The sequence below is a fragment of the Streptomyces sp. NPDC015125 genome (assembly GCF_043080045.1).
In the GTDB taxonomy this organism is placed as follows: domain Bacteria; phylum Actinomycetota; class Actinomycetes; order Streptomycetales; family Streptomycetaceae; genus Streptomyces.
Map to the genome: position 1 here is coordinate 324152 of NZ_JBIBVF010000005.1, position 15510 is coordinate 339661.

The 15510-nt window shown below is 68.8% G+C and carries 12 protein-coding genes, 1 pseudogene and 4 riboswitches; of the genes and pseudogenes, 7 read left to right on the plus strand and 6 right to left on the minus strand.

Annotated elements, in window-relative coordinates; genetic code table 11:
* Positions 1-78 precede the first annotated feature (78 nt).
* The 3 genes from ACF088_RS15665 to cycA all read right to left on the minus strand — a co-directional run bounded on the left by ACF088_RS15665 (position 79) and on the right by cycA (position 2792).
* Positions 79-339, minus strand: coding sequence for a hypothetical protein (locus tag ACF088_RS15665; protein WP_327700516.1), 261 nt, complete (start codon positions 337-339; stop codon positions 79-81).
* 37 nt (positions 340-376) lie between these two features.
* The gene (locus ACF088_RS15670) at positions 377-697 is read right to left on the minus strand and encodes a hypothetical protein (RefSeq protein WP_030987758.1); all 321 of its coding nucleotides are present in this window, start codon (positions 695-697) and stop codon (positions 377-379) included.
* A gap of 610 nt (positions 698-1307) precedes the next feature.
* Positions 1308-2792, minus strand: a complete 1485-nt coding sequence (cycA, locus tag ACF088_RS15675) for a D-serine/D-alanine/glycine transporter (RefSeq protein ID WP_392376313.1) — start codon at positions 2790-2792, stop codon at positions 1308-1310.
* Positions 2793-3078: 286 nt separating this feature from the next.
* Positions 3079-3170, minus strand: a riboswitch (glycine riboswitch).
* A riboswitch (glycine riboswitch) is annotated at positions 3171-3267 on the minus strand.
* 354 nt (positions 3268-3621) lie between these two features.
* Positions 3622-3717: riboswitch (glycine riboswitch) on the plus strand.
* A gap of 150 nt (positions 3718-3867) precedes the next feature.
* On the opposite strand from cycA, the gene gcvP reads away from it, so the two are divergent.
* The 6 genes and pseudogenes from gcvP (at position 3868) to ACF088_RS15705 (ending at position 11082) form a co-directional block, all read left to right on the plus strand.
* Positions 3868-6726, plus strand: coding sequence for an aminomethyl-transferring glycine dehydrogenase (gcvP, locus tag ACF088_RS15680; RefSeq protein WP_392376314.1), 2859 nt, complete (start codon positions 3868-3870; stop codon positions 6724-6726).
* 34 nt (positions 6727-6760) lie between these two features.
* Positions 6761-7861: a glycine cleavage system aminomethyltransferase GcvT gene (gene gcvT / locus ACF088_RS15685; protein ID WP_392376315.1), complete on the plus strand. Its 1101-nt coding sequence runs from the start codon at positions 6761-6763 to the stop codon at positions 7859-7861.
* A 21-nt stretch (positions 7862-7882) separates the two neighbouring features.
* Entirely contained in the window at positions 7883-8257 is a 375-nt protein-coding gene (gene gcvH / locus ACF088_RS15690) for a glycine cleavage system protein GcvH (RefSeq protein WP_392376316.1), read from the plus strand.
* A gap of 1 nt (position 8258) precedes the next feature.
* Positions 8259-9529: pseudogene (gene glyA / locus ACF088_RS15695) on the plus strand (serine hydroxymethyltransferase).
* 1 nt (position 9530) lies between these two features.
* The gene (gene lipA, locus ACF088_RS15700; RefSeq protein ID WP_392376317.1) at positions 9531-10490 is read left to right on the plus strand and encodes a lipoyl synthase; all 960 of its coding nucleotides are present in this window, start codon (positions 9531-9533) and stop codon (positions 10488-10490) included.
* A 12-nt stretch (positions 10491-10502) separates the two neighbouring features.
* Positions 10503-10597, plus strand: a riboswitch (glycine riboswitch).
* A 254-nt stretch (positions 10598-10851) separates the two neighbouring features.
* Positions 10852-11082 carry an ATP-binding protein gene (locus tag ACF088_RS15705; RefSeq protein ID WP_392376318.1) on the plus strand — a complete coding sequence of 77 codons (231 nt, stop codon included), beginning with the start codon at positions 10852-10854 and terminating at the stop codon, positions 11080-11082.
* 196 nt (positions 11083-11278) lie between these two features.
* Here ACF088_RS15705 and ACF088_RS15710 read toward each other — a convergent pair whose 3' ends face one another.
* From ACF088_RS15710 to ACF088_RS15720, 3 genes are all read right to left on the minus strand, one after another.
* Entirely contained in the window at positions 11279-11923 is a 645-nt protein-coding gene (locus ACF088_RS15710; protein ID WP_392376319.1) for a biotin-dependent carboxyltransferase family protein, read from the minus strand.
* Between the two features lie 303 nt (positions 11924-12226).
* On the minus strand, positions 12227-13069 hold the full coding sequence (locus ACF088_RS15715; RefSeq protein ID WP_392376320.1) for an urea carboxylase-associated family protein: 843 nt from the start codon (positions 13067-13069) through the stop codon (positions 12227-12229).
* 94 nt (positions 13070-13163) lie between these two features.
* On the minus strand, positions 13164-13844 hold the full coding sequence (locus ACF088_RS15720; protein WP_392376321.1) for a GntR family transcriptional regulator: 681 nt from the start codon (positions 13842-13844) through the stop codon (positions 13164-13166).
* Positions 13845-14107: 263 nt separating this feature from the next.
* On the opposite strand from ACF088_RS15720, the gene ACF088_RS15725 reads away from it, so the two are divergent.
* On the plus strand, positions 14108-15460 hold the full coding sequence (locus ACF088_RS15725; RefSeq protein WP_392376322.1) for an MFS transporter: 1353 nt from the start codon (positions 14108-14110) through the stop codon (positions 15458-15460).
* The last annotated feature ends 50 nt before the right edge of the window (positions 15461-15510 follow it).

Consider the following 15510-nt stretch of genomic DNA (forward strand, 5'->3'; position numbering starts at 1 on the left):
CATGGGGGGCCGCGCCAGCCGGTCCGGGCCCCAGCGGGGAGGCGGGGCCCGGACCGGCTGGCGCGGCCTACGGTCGCCCTACACCTTGAAGTAGTCGTTCCAGGCGTCGACGAGCATCTGCCGGACGGATTGATCAGCGTGTTGGGCGGCTTGATTGAACGTGCCGGTCACGCCGTAGTAATAGTAGGCGCCGTCATTCGTCGCCATATGGTCATCGCTCGGATTGTCCACGTGGCGACTGAAATGGACATTCGCAAACGCCGCGACGGCGGTGCACACGTAGTACACCCAGTTTCCCGTCAAATTCTCCATGGCGTTTGTGATACGCCAATTCTGCATGGGCACGATGATCCCCCTCTTTCGGTCCGTTCCTCGATCAGACCTCGGACAGCGTGATGTCACCCGTGATACTGACCGTCATCTGGTAGTCCTGCGGGCTGTGCCGGACGGAGGCGAGGATGAACTCGCCCTTGCCGTCGTCCCACTCCCCTTTCACCTTCCAGTCGTCGTCCCAGATGATGCACCGGCCCCGTCCGGTCTGAACGCTCAGCGGCCTGTCCTTGTGCTGCGAGATCCACGCGTAGGCAGAACTGTGCGACCTCGGACTCACGGACTCGCTGTCCCCGGAATGTTCTTCATTGACAAAAGAAACGTAGGAGTTCGACTGATTGTCGCAGCCCCTGATTCCCGTGGTCATGCAGATTCCTTCCCTGGAGCCAAGCTCCCCCGGGCCGAACAGACACAAATGTTCTGCGCGGCGAAACTCTCCACCGAACTTCATGAAAATGACTGCCCTTCGGCCTCCCGCAGAAACACGAGGATCAGTCGCTGAAATGTTCGCCATGGCTGAATAGGCACCCTTGAAGGGGGGCGCGGGCCCATGCACGAATTCCGCCGCGGGGGCGCGAGCCGCCAACGAGCGGCCCGGGTGCGAATGACGCCGGCGGCATACCGGGGCCGTCATCGGCCCAGGAGGGCTTGAATGCACGGTGCGGGCTGAGAACTCCGAGAGGCATGCGAGTTCACTTTGCCCCGGGGTGACAAGTCTTTCGCAGAGGTCAGGCCGTTTCCTTCGGGGCACCTCACTGACCAGATGAAGCTGGCAGCGTTCCGAAAGAACGACCTAGCCAGACCTCGCCTCGGTCGTCCGTGGTGGAAGTGCAACCCAGCGGCGGCATATGAAGGGCCGAGTGCTTGTCAGACGTGTGCTGCCGTGAGAGTGGCGAACACGCCGAAGGCGAGCGCCGTTCCCCTCCGCCGAGAACGGCGCTCGCGATCGGTGCCTGTCGAGGGACCCGGTGACCGTGTCAGTCCTGCTGCGGATGGTCGAGTTCGGACCGGAAGGCGGCCTCACGGGACACATGGCGTGGGCGACGGCGGAGCGCCGCCCACGCGATGCCGAGGATGACGAACCACACCGGGGTCACCAGCAAGGCCCGCAGCGTGTCGGGCTCCTGGGTCAATGCCCAGATGAGGAACACGAAGAACGCGAGCACGACGTAACACATGACGACGCCGCCGGGCATCTTGAACTTCGACGCCTCGTGCAGGTGCGGACGGCGCTTGCGATACACGAGGTAGCTGATCAGGATGATCGACCAGACGAAGATGAAGAGTACGGCGGACACCGTGGTCACCAAGGTGAACGCCTCGATGATCGAGTTGTCCGTGGCGACCATGACCACACCGGCGAGCAGAAACACCCCGGAGAGGAGTAGGGCGTTGGCCGGTACCCTCCTGGAGGTGAGTCTGCCGAAGCGCGCCGGGGCGTCGCCCTCCCGGGCCAACCCGTACACCATCCGTGAGGTGGAGTAGATGCCCGAGTTCGCGGACGAGGTGGCGGAGGTCAGCACCACGAAGTTGATGACCGAGGCGGCGATCCCCAGACCGGCAAGAGTGAACATCACGACGAACGGGCTGTGGCCCGGACTGATCTCGCGCCAGGGCGTCACCGAAATGATCACGATCAGTGCGACGACATAGAACAACATCACGCGTACCGGGATCGAGTTGATCGCCTTGGGCAGGTTCCGTTCCGGGTTCTCCGCCTCGGCCGCGGTGGTGCCGACCAGTTCGATGCCGACGAAGGCGAAGGTCGCGATCTGGAATCCCGCGACGAACCCCATGGGGCCGGTGGGGAAGAACCCTCCGTCGTTCCAGAGGTTGGAGAAGCTTGCCGCCGCTCCCCCGGGCGCCTGGAAATGACCGAACACCATGACCAGCCCGACGACGATCAGCGCCACGATGGCGACGATCTTGATGAGGGCGAACCAGAACTCGGTCTCGCCGAACGCCTTCACGGTGGGCAGGTTCAAGGCGATCAACAGGATGACAGCGGCCAGCGCCGGTATCCACAGCGGTAGGTCGTGCCACCAGTAGGACACATATCCGGAGATCGCGATGACGTCGGCGATGCCGGTGACGATCCAGCAGAACCAGTAGGTCCAGCCGGTGAAGAAGCCGGCCCACGGCCCCAGCAGGTCGGCCGCGAAGTCGGCGAAGGACTTGTAGCGCAGGTTGGAGAGCAGCAGCTCACCCATCGCCCGCATCACGAAGAAGAGCATCACTCCGATGATCATGTAGACGAAGATCACCGAGGGCCCGGCCAGCGAGATCGTCTTGCCGGAGCCCATGAACAGGCCGGTTCCGATCGCACCACCGATCGCGATGAGTTGGATGTGCCGGTTGGACAATTGGCGGGAGAGGTGTTGCTCATCCTCGGGCGAGGGCGTCGATCCGGCCTCCGGTCGGGTCGACGCGGTGGTCGAGCCGGTGTCACTGCGTTCAGGCATGGGCAAACCTCGCGGATCTCACGTCCCGTGTGGGCACGGGACAGGGGGTATCTCGGAGAATGACCACGCGCCCACAGGGGGGGCGAGCGGCAGGGTGGGGCTGCGCGCGGACTTGCGGCAGCCGACCGGAGCGGTGTCGGTACGCTGAACGGGCCCGCAGAGAAGACCGAAGATCAGCCCGAAAGCCGGCAGGCGGATTGCGGTCAGGGGAGAGGCGGCGGGAGGGCCATCAGGGGGGCTCCTCGAATGTCGAGCACGGGCAGGAGCCCGCGCGGCCGAGTGAGCCTCCCCCTCTGTCATGAGCCTGAGAGCTTCGCCGCGCTCAGCGCGCGGCTTGCACCGTGGGCGAGGCGCGTCAGCGCCTGCTTTCCAGAGTTGCCTGCCCGAGCGGTAGGGATGCCTGAGAGTTTCCGGGGAGGATTTGCTCCTTCGGCGACTGGGTCTGGCTGATCCAGTGCTCTCCCGCTCCGGGGTGAACGGCAATGTGCGGTGAGGTTAGGTCCACATCGGCGACCGGTCAAGGGACCGACCGAACGCTGGACATTACCCTTCAGTAGTACGGCACTCGCCCGCGGGGGACAGTGTTTGTGCAGCTCACGGCGTGCTTCATGGGCCGATCCGTTACCGGCGCGTACACCGAGCGGACTCTTGACGGCTGTGTTCCGAGGCCCGTACGTTGCCTCCGGAAAGATCCGCCAGCACCTACACCGCTGACGATTCTGCGCGGGAGAGCCCACGTCATGTGACGACGTGGCGCCGAAGGAGCCGATCCTCCCCGGAAACACCCCCGGCCTTACGGTCGGGCCCCACAACTCCACATCGCGCTGTTCGAACCGAAGCGGGAGAGCCCTCGCCCACCCTTGGCGGGGCGCCGAAGGAGCAACTCTCCCCAGAATCTCTCAGGCCCAACTACCGCTTCGGCTAGGCGACTCTGGAAAGACGGGACGTCATGTCCTGCGCCCACGGTGCAAACCGCCGGACCCGGTGGTGAAGCTCTCAGGTACCGATGACAGAGCGGGGAGGCCACCCATCCACGGTGCCGCGTTCGCGGTGCCCCCACAGGGAGCCTCCCACCATGACCTTCCCCGAGTCCTCCGCGTCGGGTGAGTTCGCCACCCGCCACATCGGCGTCGGCGGCGCCGACCGCGCCAGGATGCTGGCCGAAGTCGGTTACCCGACGCTGGCCGCCCTCATCGACGCCGCCGTCCCGGGCGGTATCCGAAGCACTTCCGACCTGAACCTGCCTGCCGCCGCCACCGAGGCCGAGGCCCGCGCCGAGCTGCAGGAGCTCGCGAGCAGGAACACCGTGGCCGTTCCGATGAGCGGCCTTGGATACCACGCGACCACCACGCCCGCGGTGATCCGGCGCAATGTGCTGGAAGACCCGTCGTGGTACACCGCCTACACGCCCTACCAGCCGGAGATCAGCCAGGGCCGGCTCGAGGCATTGATCAACTTCCAGACCATGGTCGGAGACCTCACCGGACTGCCGACCGCCAACGCGTCGCTGCTCGACGAGGCTACGGCGGTCGCCGAGGCCGTCACGGTCATGCGCCGCGTCGCCGGCAAGAGCCGCCCCCGCGTCCTGGTCGACCGCGACACCCTGCCGCAGACCCTCGACGTCCTGCGCACGCGTACAGCCGCGGTCGGCATCGAGGTCGTCGAGATCGACGTCGCCGAGCCGCTGCCGGAGGACGACTTCTTCGGGGTGGTGCTGTCCTACCCCGGCTGCTCGGGAGCCGTCCGCGACCTGCGCGAGGTGACCGCCGCGGCGCGAGCGCGCGGGGCGCTGGTCACGGTGACCGCCGACCTGTTGGCGCTCACGCTGCTCGTGCCACCGGGTGAGTACGGCGCCGATATCGTCGTGGGCTCGTCCCAGCGGTTCGGTGTCCCCCTGTTCTACGGCGGGCCGCACGCCGGCTACATCGCGGTCCGCGAAGGGCTCGAACGTCACCTGCCCGGCCGGCTCGTGGGCGTCTCCGTGGACAACGCCGGCCGGCCGGCGTACCGCCTCGCACTACAGACCCGCGAGCAGCACATCCGACGCGACAAGGCGACCTCCAACATCTGCACGGCGCAGGTCCTGCTCGCCGTGGTCGCGTCGATGTACGCCGTCTACCACGGCCCCGACGGTCTGACCGAGATCGCCCAACGGACGCACCGGCACGCCACGCTCATCGCCACGGGTCTGCGGAACAGCGGGGTCACGGTGGTGCACCGCGAGTTCTTCGACACCCTGCTGGTGCGGGTCCCCGGCCGTGCCGAGGAGGTCGTCGCGACCGCGCACGACAAGGGGCTGCTCCTACGGCTGGTGGACGGTGACCACGTCGGCATCTCCTGCTCCGAGGTCACCTCGCCAGACCACGTCCGTCTCGTGCTCGATGCCTTCGGCCGGACGGAGCACGACCTGGACGGGCCAACTGCGGGCGCTTCGGCGGCGCTTCCGCCGGGCCTGCGGCGCACGTCCCCCTTCCTCACCCACCCGGTCTTCCACCGGCACCGGTCGGAGACCGCGATGCTGCGTTACCTGCGCAGGCTCTCCGACCGTGACTTCGCGCTGGACCGCGGGATGATCCCGCTCGGGTCCTGCACGATGAAGCTCAACGCGACCACGGAGATGGAGCCGGTCAGTTGGCCCGGCTTCGCCGACCTGCACCCCTTCGCGCCCCTCACGGACGCTGCCGGGTACCTGGCCCTGGTCGAGCAGCTCGAAACGTGGCTGGCAGAGGTCACCGGGTACGCCAAGGTCTCCCTCCAGCCGAACGCCGGATCGCAGGGCGAGCTCGCCGGCCTGCTGGCGATCCGCCGTTACCACCAGAGCAACGGACAGGCCGGACGCGACGTGTGCCTGATCCCGGCAAGCGCGCACGGCACCAACGCGGCCTCGGCCGCCATGGCCGGGATGCGCGTCGTCGTGGTGGCATCGCGGCCCGATGGCACGGTCGATCTCGTGGACCTGGAGGCGAAGTGCGCGCAGCACTCCGACCACCTGGCCGCGATCATGGTGACCTATCCCTCCACGCACGGCGTCTACGAGGCCGGCATCACCCGGCTGTGCGAGCTGGTGCACGAGCACGGCGGACAGGTGTACGTCGACGGCGCCAACCTCAACGCGCTGCTCGGAGTTGCCAAGCCCGGCGAGTTCGGTGGCGATGTGTCACACCTCAATCTGCACAAGACGTTCTGCATCCCGCACGGCGGCGGCGGGCCGGGGGTCGGCCCGGTCGCGGTGGCCGCACACCTCGCGCCGTACCTGCCCACCCACACGCTGCACCCCGACACCGGGCGCCGCGACGGCATCGGGGCGGTGAGCGCCGCACCGTTCGGCAGCGCCGGCATCCTGCCGATCCCGTGGGCCTACATCCGGATGATGGGCGCGGAGGGGCTGACCGAGGCAACCCGGGTGGCCGTGCTGAGCGCCAACTACGTGGCACGTCGCCTCGCGCCATACTTCCCCGTCCTGTACGCCGGGGAGTCGGGCCTCGTCGCGCACGAGTGCATCCTTGACGTACGCCCCCTCACCGCCGCCACGGGTGTGACGGTCGATGACATCGCCAAGCGGCTCATCGACTACGGCTTCCACGCGCCGACGATGAGCTTTCCGGTCCCCGGCACGCTGATGGTCGAGCCGACGGAGAGCGAAAACGTCGCTGAACTGGACCGCTTCTGCGAGGCGATGGTCGCGATTCGGGTGGAGATCGACCTGGTGGACAAGGGCGTCTGGGGCCTTGAGGACAGCCCGCTGCGACAGGCGCCGCACACCGCCGCCGCGATCGCCGGCAAGTGGAACCGGGCCTACTCGCGCCAGCAGGCCGCCTTCCCGGCGGGCGTCACGCCCGACAAGTACTGGCCACCGGTCGGCCGGATCGACCAGGCGCACGGCGACCGGAACCTGGTCTGCTCCTGCCCGCCTCCCGAAGCGTTCGTGTCCTGACGCCCGACCGGTCGCGGTCCGAAGAGGAACCACCATGTTGAAGAAAACACCCCTGCACGACCTTCACACAAAGCTCGGTGCGTCGTTCACCGCCTTCGCCGGCTGGTCCATGCCCCTGCGCTACACCTCCGAGTCGGCCGAGCACCACGCGGTACGGACCACCGCCGGTATCTTCGACCTCACCCACATGGGAGAGCTCGAGCTTTCCGGCCACGAGGCGGGGCGAGCCCTCGACTACGCCCTGGCCGGACAGCCGTCGAAGATCCCCGTCGGCCGCGCGCGCTACTCCATGCTGGTCCACGAGACCGGCGGCGTCCTCGACGACCTCGTCGTCCACCGTCTGGCCGAGGCGAGATACCTCATCGTGGCCAACGCCGGAAACGCGCTGGTCGTGCTCTCCCAACTGCGTGACCGGATCGACGGCTACGCCGCCACGATCCGGGACGCGTCCGGCCAGTGGGCCCTGATCGCGGTCCAGGGCCCGACGTCCCCGGCGATCGTCGGTGAAGTGGCCGACATCGACGTGGTGTCGCTGAAGTACGAGGCGATCGACCCGGCGCGGTTGGCGGGCCGCGAGGTGTTGCTCGCTCGTACCGGCTCCACCGGTGAGGACGGCTTCGAGATCTACTGCCGTCCCACGGACGCCGTGGCCGTCTGGCAGGCCCTCAGCGCGGCGGGTATCGGACACGGACTCCTCCCCTGCGGCCTGGCCTGCCGTGACACGCTGCGCCTGGAGGCCGGGATGCCGTTGTACGGGAAGGAGCTCACCGCCCGCACCACGCCGTTCGAAGCGGGACTGGGCCGAGTCGTGGCGTTCGGGAAGCCCGGCGGGTTCGTCGGCGAGGCCGCTCTTGCCGCCCGACGTGACCAGGGCTCGTCCCACGTGCTGGTCGGCCTGGCCTCGACGGGTCGACGAGCCCCGCGCACCGGCTGTGGCGTACTCGCCCCGGACACCGAAGAACGCATCGGCGAGGTCACCTCGGGCGCTCTGTCGCCCACCCTCGGCCACCCCGTGGCCATGGCCTACCTGCCGACCGGCCGGAGCGCACCCGGCACCGAGGTGCTCGTCGACATCCGGGGCAGCCAGGAGCTCGCCCGGGTCGTCGAGCTGCCCTTCTACCGCCGCCGAGCCTGACCACCACAGGAGATACAGATCATGAGCCTGCCCCCCGACCTGATGTACACCGGCGACCACGAATGGATCGCGAGCGAGGGCGACCTGTCGACCGTCGGCGTCACCGCACACGCCTCCGACGCGCTCGGCGACGTCGTCTACCTCGACCTGCCTGCCGTCGGCACGACGATCAAGGCCGGCGACACGTGCGGAGAGATCGAGTCGACCAAGTCCGTGAGCGACCTGTTCGCTCCCGCGGACGGCGAGGTCGTCGAGATCAACGAAGCCGCCCTGGCCGACCCCGGTCTGGTCAACACCGACCCGTTCGGGGCCGGTTGGTTGTTCCGGATGCGGATCGCCGGTACGCCGGACCTGCTGGACGCCGCCGCCTACGCGGCACTCACGGCAGGAGCGTGACATGTCGATACTCGACCGTCGGCTCGCCGACTTCGACCCGGAAGTGCACACTGCCGTACGTGCCGAACTGGAGCGGCAGCAGAGCACGCTGGAGATGATCGCGAGCGAGAACTTCGCACCGGTCTCGGTCATGGAGGCGCAGGGCTCGGTCCTGACGAACAAGTACGCCGAGGGCTACCCGGGCCGCCGCTACTACGGAGGATGTGAGCATGTCGACGTCATCGAGCGGCTCGCCCTCACCCGGATCAAGGCGTTGTTCGGTGCGTCCTTCGCCAATGTGCAGCCGCATTCGGGCGCCCAGGCGAACGCCGCCGCGATGACGGCGCTCCTCCAACCGGGAGACACCATCCTGGGCCTGGACCTCGCGCACGGCGGGCACCTCACCCACGGCATGCGGATCAACTTCTCCGGCAAGCTCTACAACACCGTCGCTTACCACGTCTCCGCGGAGGACAACCGCGTCGACATGGCCGAGGTCGAGCGGCTGGCCATGGAGCACCGGCCGCAGCTGATCATCGCGGGCTGGTCGGCCTACCCCCGACAACTGGACTTCGCCGCCTTCCGGCGGATCGCGGACCAGGCCGGCGCGTACCTGATGGTCGACATGGCGCACTTCGCCGGTCTGGTCGCCGCGGGCCTGCACCCCAACCCCGTACCGCACGCCGACGTGGTCACCACGACCACGCACAAGACGCTCGGCGGGCCGCGCGGCGGAGTGGTGCTGACCAACCGTGCGGACGTGGCGAAGAAGGTCAACAGTGCGGTCTTCCCCGGACAGCAGGGCGGGCCGCTGGAGCATGTGATCGCGGCCAAGGCGGTCGCGTTCAAGATGGCGTCCGAGCCGGCGTTCCGCCGTCGCCAGGAGCGCACCCTCGCGGGTGCCCGGTTTCTCGCCGAACGGCTGCGGGAACCCGATGTCGCGGACGCGGGCGTGTCCGTGCTGTCCGGTGGCACCGACGTCCATCTGGTCCTGGTCGACCTGCGGAGTTCGGAGCTCGACGGGCAGCAGGCGAGGACCGCCTGCACGACATCGGCATCACGGTCAACCGCAACGCCGTACCGTTCGACCCCCGCCCGCCGATGGTGACCTCGGGACTGCGGATCGGCACGCCGGCGCTGGCCGCCCGCGGCTTCGCGGAGGCCGCGTTCGCGGCGGTCGCCGACATCATCGCCGAGGCCCTCAAGCCGGGGTACACCCCGAGCCTCGCCGCCGGGCTGCGGGCTCGCGTGGCCGCGCTCGCCGACGCCCATCCGCTGTACCCGGAGCTGTGACATGAGCGACGCCCTTACCTCGTCCGCCTCGCCCGACGGCCGCCGGCTGCTGCGGCTGGAGGTGCGCAACAGCCGGACGCCGGTCGAGCGCAAGCCCGAGTGGATGAGGACACGGGTACGCATGGGACCGGAGTACAACGCGTTGCGGTCGCAGGTGGAGGCCGAAGGGTTGCACACCGTATGTCAGGAGGCGGGCTGCCCGAACATCTTCGAGTGCTGGGAGGACCGCGAAGCCACCTTCCTCATCGGCGGTGACCAGTGCACCCGGCGCTGTGACTTCTGCCAGATCGACACCGGCAAGCCTCAGACGCTGGACCGGGAGGAACCGCGCCGGGTGGCGGAGTCGGTGGCCAAAATGAAACTGCGGTACGCCACGATCACCGGAGTGGCCCGCGACGACCTGCCCGACGGTGGTGCCTGGCTCTACGCCGAAACGGTCCGACAGATCCACGCGCTGAACCCGGGCACCGGGGTGGAGAACCTGGTCCCGGACTTCAACGGTGTCCCCGAGCTGTTGGCCCAGGTATTCGAGTCGCGTCCGGAAGTGCTGGCCCACAACGTGGAGACGGTGCCGCGGATCTTCAAACGGATCCGGCCCGCGTTCCGCTACGACCGGTCGCTCGGAGTGCTCACCGCCGCGCGGGAGTTCGGCCTGGTCACCAAGTCGAACCTGATCCTGGGCCTGGGCGAGACCCGGGCGGAGATCTCCGCCGCGCTGGCCGACCTGCACGCCGCCGGCTGCGACCTGGTCACCATCACCCAGTACCTGCGCCCCTCGGCGCGGCACCACCCGGTGGACCGGTGGGTCCGGCCCGAGGAGTTCATCGAACTCGAGGAAGAAGCAGAGGAGATCGGTTTCGCCGGAGTGCTGTCCGGACCTCTGGTCCGGTCCTCCTACCGCGCCGGAAGGCTGTACCAGCAAGCACTCGACAGGAGGCCCCGGCAAGGACCACACAACTGAAGACACCGCTGACGATTCCGCGCGGGAGAGTCCACACCCCCGAGGTGCGGCGCCGAAGGAGCACATCCTCCCCGGAGACCCTCAGGCCTCGTGACCGCGCGGCGGAGGCGGACTCTGGAAAGCAGGCGGGCACGCGCCTGGCCCACGGGGTCCCTTCCGTCCGCACATCATCGTGCCGGGAGGGACGGAAGGTCATGTCCCGCTGGAGTCCGGCCTCTTGAATACAGAGGTGGGAGCAGCATTCACCGCCCGGAGAAAACCCCTGATCCACACGCGGGGAGCACCAGGTCTCGGGGCGGGAACTGCCGGCCGATCCCGCGGAGGTCGCCCACGCCCGGGCCGCGGCCCCCGAGCGGCTCAGGTGTGGCGCCTGGAGGAGCTGTCGTTCACCACCGAGCTGATCGTCAGCGAACTGGTCACCAACGCCATCCGCTACGCCGGCGGCGCGGTCCAGCTGCGACTCATCCCCGACCCCACCCTCGTCTGCGAGGTCTCCGACACCGGACACGCCTCCCCCCATCTGCGGCATGCCGCGACCGACGACGAAGGCGGCCGCGGCCTCTTCCTCATCGCCCGGATGGCAGACATATGAGGGACGCGCTCCACGCCTACCGGCAAGACCAGCTGGGTCGAACAAGCCCTGGCGTCCGCCGAGTTCCCCGCCTCGCGCGTCTCATGACGGCAAATGCCGGAGGCTCCCGTGCGCGTTCCACGTTGGCCACCGAAGAACCCTTCGGGTGGCCATACGAGGTGCGCCGGCTCCGACTGGTACCCGTGCTCGGTGGCGGCTACGGCCCTGCGCCGGCCGTACCCGAGGCCATCGCGCACCGGCGTCGCCCCCGGTACCGGTACCGGCGGAATCGCACGGCCGCGCCCGGTGGCAGTTGCCCGACGAGTGACAGGTCTTCCGCGTGCACGACGCCGATCACCGGATAGCCACCGGTCACCGGATGGTCAGCGAGGAACAGCACCGGTTGGCCGTTGGGCGGAACCTGAAGAGCCCCGCGCATCATGCCCTCGGCCGGGATCTCGCCGGCCTTGCGCCGTTCCAGGACGGGTCCGGAGAGCCGGACACCCACCCGGTTGCTGCGGCTGTCGGCTTCCCAGCGCTCGCTGTAGAGCGCCGCGACCGACGCCTCGTCGAACCAGTCGTCTCGCGGCCCCGGCACCACTCTGAGGACGAAGGTGCGCGGCGGCGCGGTGCATGGCGCGAGGTCCACGCCCGGTATCTGGCCCACCGGGGGCGCCACCGGTAGGACATCGCCGGTGGTCAGCGGCGGCGGCCCGAGCTTGGACAGCACATCCGTCGATCGGGAGCCCAGTGCGTCGGGCACGTCCAGTCCTCCGCGTACCGCGAGGTACGTGCGCAACCCCGAAGTCGGCACGCCGAGTTCGAGGCGCTGCCCGTCGAGCGCCGGGACGGGGGCGTTCATCGCGATGGGCCTACCGTCAAGGCGGGCCGGGCAGGGCGCCCCCGTGAGGACGGTGTAGAGAATTGACCCGGTGCCGTCCGGGCGGCAGCGACCAATTCCCCTGCACCGCACGGGGTCCGCTGCTGCATCGCCGCACGCAGTGCGAGCACGTCGTCGAGGCTGGCCAGTTCCGCGAGCAGCGCCGTGCTGCCCACCCTGCGGATGTCGCAGGCCGTGGGCCGTGCGGGGGCCGGGCTCATCGGAGGGCGAGCGTACCGGGGCCGAAACCGCGGCCCGGGTCGCCGGTCAGGGCTGCCGCCATGATCAGGCCTTCCAGGCGGGGAGGTGCATCCCGTGCAGATTGCGGTAGGCGGCGCGCTGCGGGGGTGCCCAGTCGTCGAGGAGTTCGTTGTCGACCTCGTAGACCTCGATGCCGATCGGGTGGCACACCTCCAGCGGGTCCCCCGCGTCCGGTCCCCACAGCGGCACGGACAGATCGCCGCCCGGGCAGGTGGACAGCGCGCACAGCAGGTCGAGTTCGGCGAAGAACTCGAAGTGGTCGCCGGGCCGGGCCGGGCAGGCCTTCATGAAGTACTGGTCGTCCGCGTTGAGTCCGGTGCACTGGAAGACGTTGAGGACGTCGTGTACGTCGAACTCCGTGAGCCCGTACGGCAGGACGGCACGGACCAGGTTCGAGTGGCAGTGGTAGTCGAAGTCCTCGCCGGTGAGCATGCGGTTGACGTACGGGTCGCAGCGGGTGCCCAGCAGGTCGTGGACCCTGCCGCCCGCATCGTCGGTGCCGTAGTCGGCGAGCGTGTCGCCGGTGACGGTCAGCAGCGGGCGCAGGAAGGGAAGGGTGGACCACAGGCGGTCGTAGGTGCTGACGTGGGCGCGCTGCAGCTGACGGGTACGGGCCGCCCAGAGGCGTTCGCGCGGGTCGTGGCGGTTCCATACGTTGAAGTCACCGACCTGCGGCCCGTCCACGGTGACGATGCGGCACAGGTGGCCGGCGGGCACTTCCCAGGCACGGCCGGAGCGGATCGGGATGGTGAAGCTGTCGACCAGCCGGCGGCCGCCTGAGCTGCCGGCGACCCGGTCGTAGAAGGCCTTGTCGACGTCGAGGGGGCCGCCTTTGGTGGCCTGGTACGCGGCTTCGGTGCTGACCATCTGTGCGCTCTCTTTCCTGGCATGTCCGCTGTTTCGCGGAGGGTCGGAGGGACCGGCCGGGCGGCCGGGGGCGAGTGTCGGTCTTACGAGGTCGTCAGGCGTTGTGGACCGCGCGCACGATGTCGACGACCTGGCGCTCGGAGTCGTCGAGGTAGCGGGCCAGCCCTTCGGCGGCCTCGGTGCGCCGGCCCGAGCGGAGCAGATCGCACAGCTCGCGGTCGCGCGGCACCCACTGGCTCTGGAAATCCGCTTCGATCGGCACCTCGGAGAAGGCGAGGCGCAGCTGGGCGACGGTGGTGCGGAAGAAGCGGTCGAGCCGGTCACTGCCGATCAGGTGCACCACACCGCGGTGGAAATCCAGGGAACAGGTGGCCGCCTCGTTCCATTGACCGGCCTCGGCCGCCCGTTCGGCGGCCGAGACATGCAGGTCAAGGCCGTCGAGCGCCTGCTGCGGGGCGGTGAAGCTCTGCTCTGCCGCCCGGAGCTCAAGAGCGCGGCGGGCGGCGTAGATGTCATGGACGTCCGCGACGTCGAGGCCTTTGACGGCAGCGCCCTTGTAGAGCTGGTGGACCGCCAGGCCTTCGTGCACCAGCAGGCGCACGGCTTCGCGCAGGGTATTGCGCGAGACGCCGAACTCCTCGGCGAGGGCCGCGTCGCGCAGCGGGTTTCCGGGAGCGAGCGCACCGGAGGTGATCCCCTCGCGCAACCGGTCGGCGATCGCCTCGGCAGCGAGGTAGGGAGGCGGCGCGGCGACGTCGTTCTCTTCATCGGACATGAGAGGAAGCTACCTCAGGATTGTTCATCAATCCATAGTGAGGCCAGAAGCTCCGCCGGACCATTTATGGATGTTCGTCCAGGTAAAAGGCGAAAGATCGAGCGTCCACTGCCGGAATTTTCGCCTCACCCTTGACAGGATCGTTCAATCATTTCTAGCTTCATCGCCACTGCTGGCCTGAGTGCCGTCGAGATCCGCCACCTGCAATCCGCCCTCTCTCGACCCCACCAGTCCCGGCCCCTCTCGACTCCCCGAGGTGGCTCATGCCCTCTTCCCCGCTCGCCCCGGAGGCCGCGCCCCGTAGCGGCCGCGACCTGCTCGAAGACAGCAAACTCAGCGGATTCCATCGCCGGCTCACGATCTACTCCGCCGGCGGCCCCTTCCTCGACGGCCTGATCCTCAGCGTGATCGGCGTCGCCCTCACCCAGCTGGGCCCCCAATGGGGCCTCGGCGGCGCCTGGGAAGGGCTGCTCGCGGCCGCCGCCCTGGTCGGACTACTGGTCGGCGGCACGGTCTTCGGCTGGGTCACCGACCGCTACGGCCGTCACCTCATGTACACCATCGATCTGGCCGCGATCGTCGTCTTCTCCATCGCCCAGGCCTTCGTCACCGGCCCGGAGCAGCTCCTGATACTGCGGTTCCTGATCGGCGTGGCCGTGGGCGCGGACTATCCGATCGCCACCTCGCTGCTGGCGGAGTTCTCCCCGCGCAAGCACCGCGGCGCCATGCTCGGCCTGCTCACCGTGATGTGGTCGGTCGGCAGCGCAGCCGCCTACCTCGCCGGCGACTGGATGCTGGGCTTCGGCGACGAGGGGTGGCGCTGGCTGCTCGCCTGCCCCGCAGTCCCCGCAGCGATCCTGGTGCTCCTGCGCTTCGGCACCCCCGAGTCCCCGCGCTGGCTGCTGTCCCAAGGCCGCCGGGCCGAGGCGGACGCCGTGATGAAGAAGGTGTTCGGTCCGTCCGCGAGCGCCGAGGACCTGGGCGCACCGACGCAGCCCGCGAAATTCTCCGCCGTCTTCCGCGGCGCGTACGGCAGGCGAACCTTCTTCGTCTCCCTGTTCTGGGCCTGCTCGATCATGCCGATCTACGCCATCTACGCCTTCGCCCCTCAGCTGCTGACCGCGCTCGGTCTGGCCGGAGAGGGCAGCAGCAACCTCGGCTCGGCCGCGATCGCCCTGGTCTTCATGGTCGGCTGCGTGGCGTTCCTGCCGGTACTCGGCACATTCGGCCGCCGCCCCCTGCTGATCGCCTCGTTCGCCACCGCCACCGTGCCGCTGTTGCTCCTGGGACTCCTGCCGGGTCTGCCCCCGGTCGCCAGCGGCCTGCTCTTCGCGGTGTACGCGATCGCCATCGGAGGCCCCACCCTGCTGCAGTGGATCTATCCGAACGAGCTCTTCCCCACCGAAATCCGGGCCACAGCCGTCGGCGTGGGCACAGGCTTCAGCCGAATCGCGGCAGCCGTGGGCACCTTCCTCACCCCCATCGCCCTCGACAACTGGGGTATCGGACCCACCATGTTGCTGGCCGCAGCGGTGTCCGCGGTCGGCGTGACGGTCTCGGTCGCCATGGCACCGGAAACCCTCGGCCGCTCCCTGGAGAGCTGCAGCGCCACCTGAACCGTACGACAGACGAGGCCGGGGCAGCATCCTGCCCCGGCCTCGTTGCG

Coding starts and splice junctions, on each gene's coding strand:
- ACF088_RS15665 (WP_327700516.1), bottom strand. CDS start 339: ATGCAGAATTGGCGTATCACAAACGCCATGGAGAATTTGACGGGAAAC.
- ACF088_RS15670 (WP_030987758.1), bottom strand. CDS start 697: ATGACCACGGGAATCAGGGGCTGCGACAATCAGTCGAACTCCTACGTT.
- cycA (WP_392376313.1), bottom strand. CDS start 2,792: ATGCCTGAACGCAGTGACACCGGCTCGACCACCGCGTCGACCCGACCG.
- gcvP (WP_392376314.1), top strand. CDS start 3,868: ATGACCTTCCCCGAGTCCTCCGCGTCGGGTGAGTTCGCCACCCGCCAC.
- gcvT (WP_392376315.1), top strand. CDS start 6,761: ATGTTGAAGAAAACACCCCTGCACGACCTTCACACAAAGCTCGGTGCG.
- gcvH (WP_392376316.1), top strand. CDS start 7,883: ATGAGCCTGCCCCCCGACCTGATGTACACCGGCGACCACGAATGGATC.
- lipA (WP_392376317.1), top strand. CDS start 9,531: ATGAGCGACGCCCTTACCTCGTCCGCCTCGCCCGACGGCCGCCGGCTG.
- ACF088_RS15710 (WP_392376319.1), bottom strand. CDS start 11,923: ATGAACGCCCCCGTCCCGGCGCTCGACGGGCAGCGCCTCGAACTCGGC.
- ACF088_RS15715 (WP_392376320.1), bottom strand. CDS start 13,069: ATGGTCAGCACCGAAGCCGCGTACCAGGCCACCAAAGGCGGCCCCCTC.
- ACF088_RS15720 (WP_392376321.1), bottom strand. CDS start 13,844: ATGTCCGATGAAGAGAACGACGTCGCCGCGCCGCCTCCCTACCTCGCT.
- ACF088_RS15725 (WP_392376322.1), top strand. CDS start 14,108: ATGCCCTCTTCCCCGCTCGCCCCGGAGGCCGCGCCCCGTAGCGGCCGC.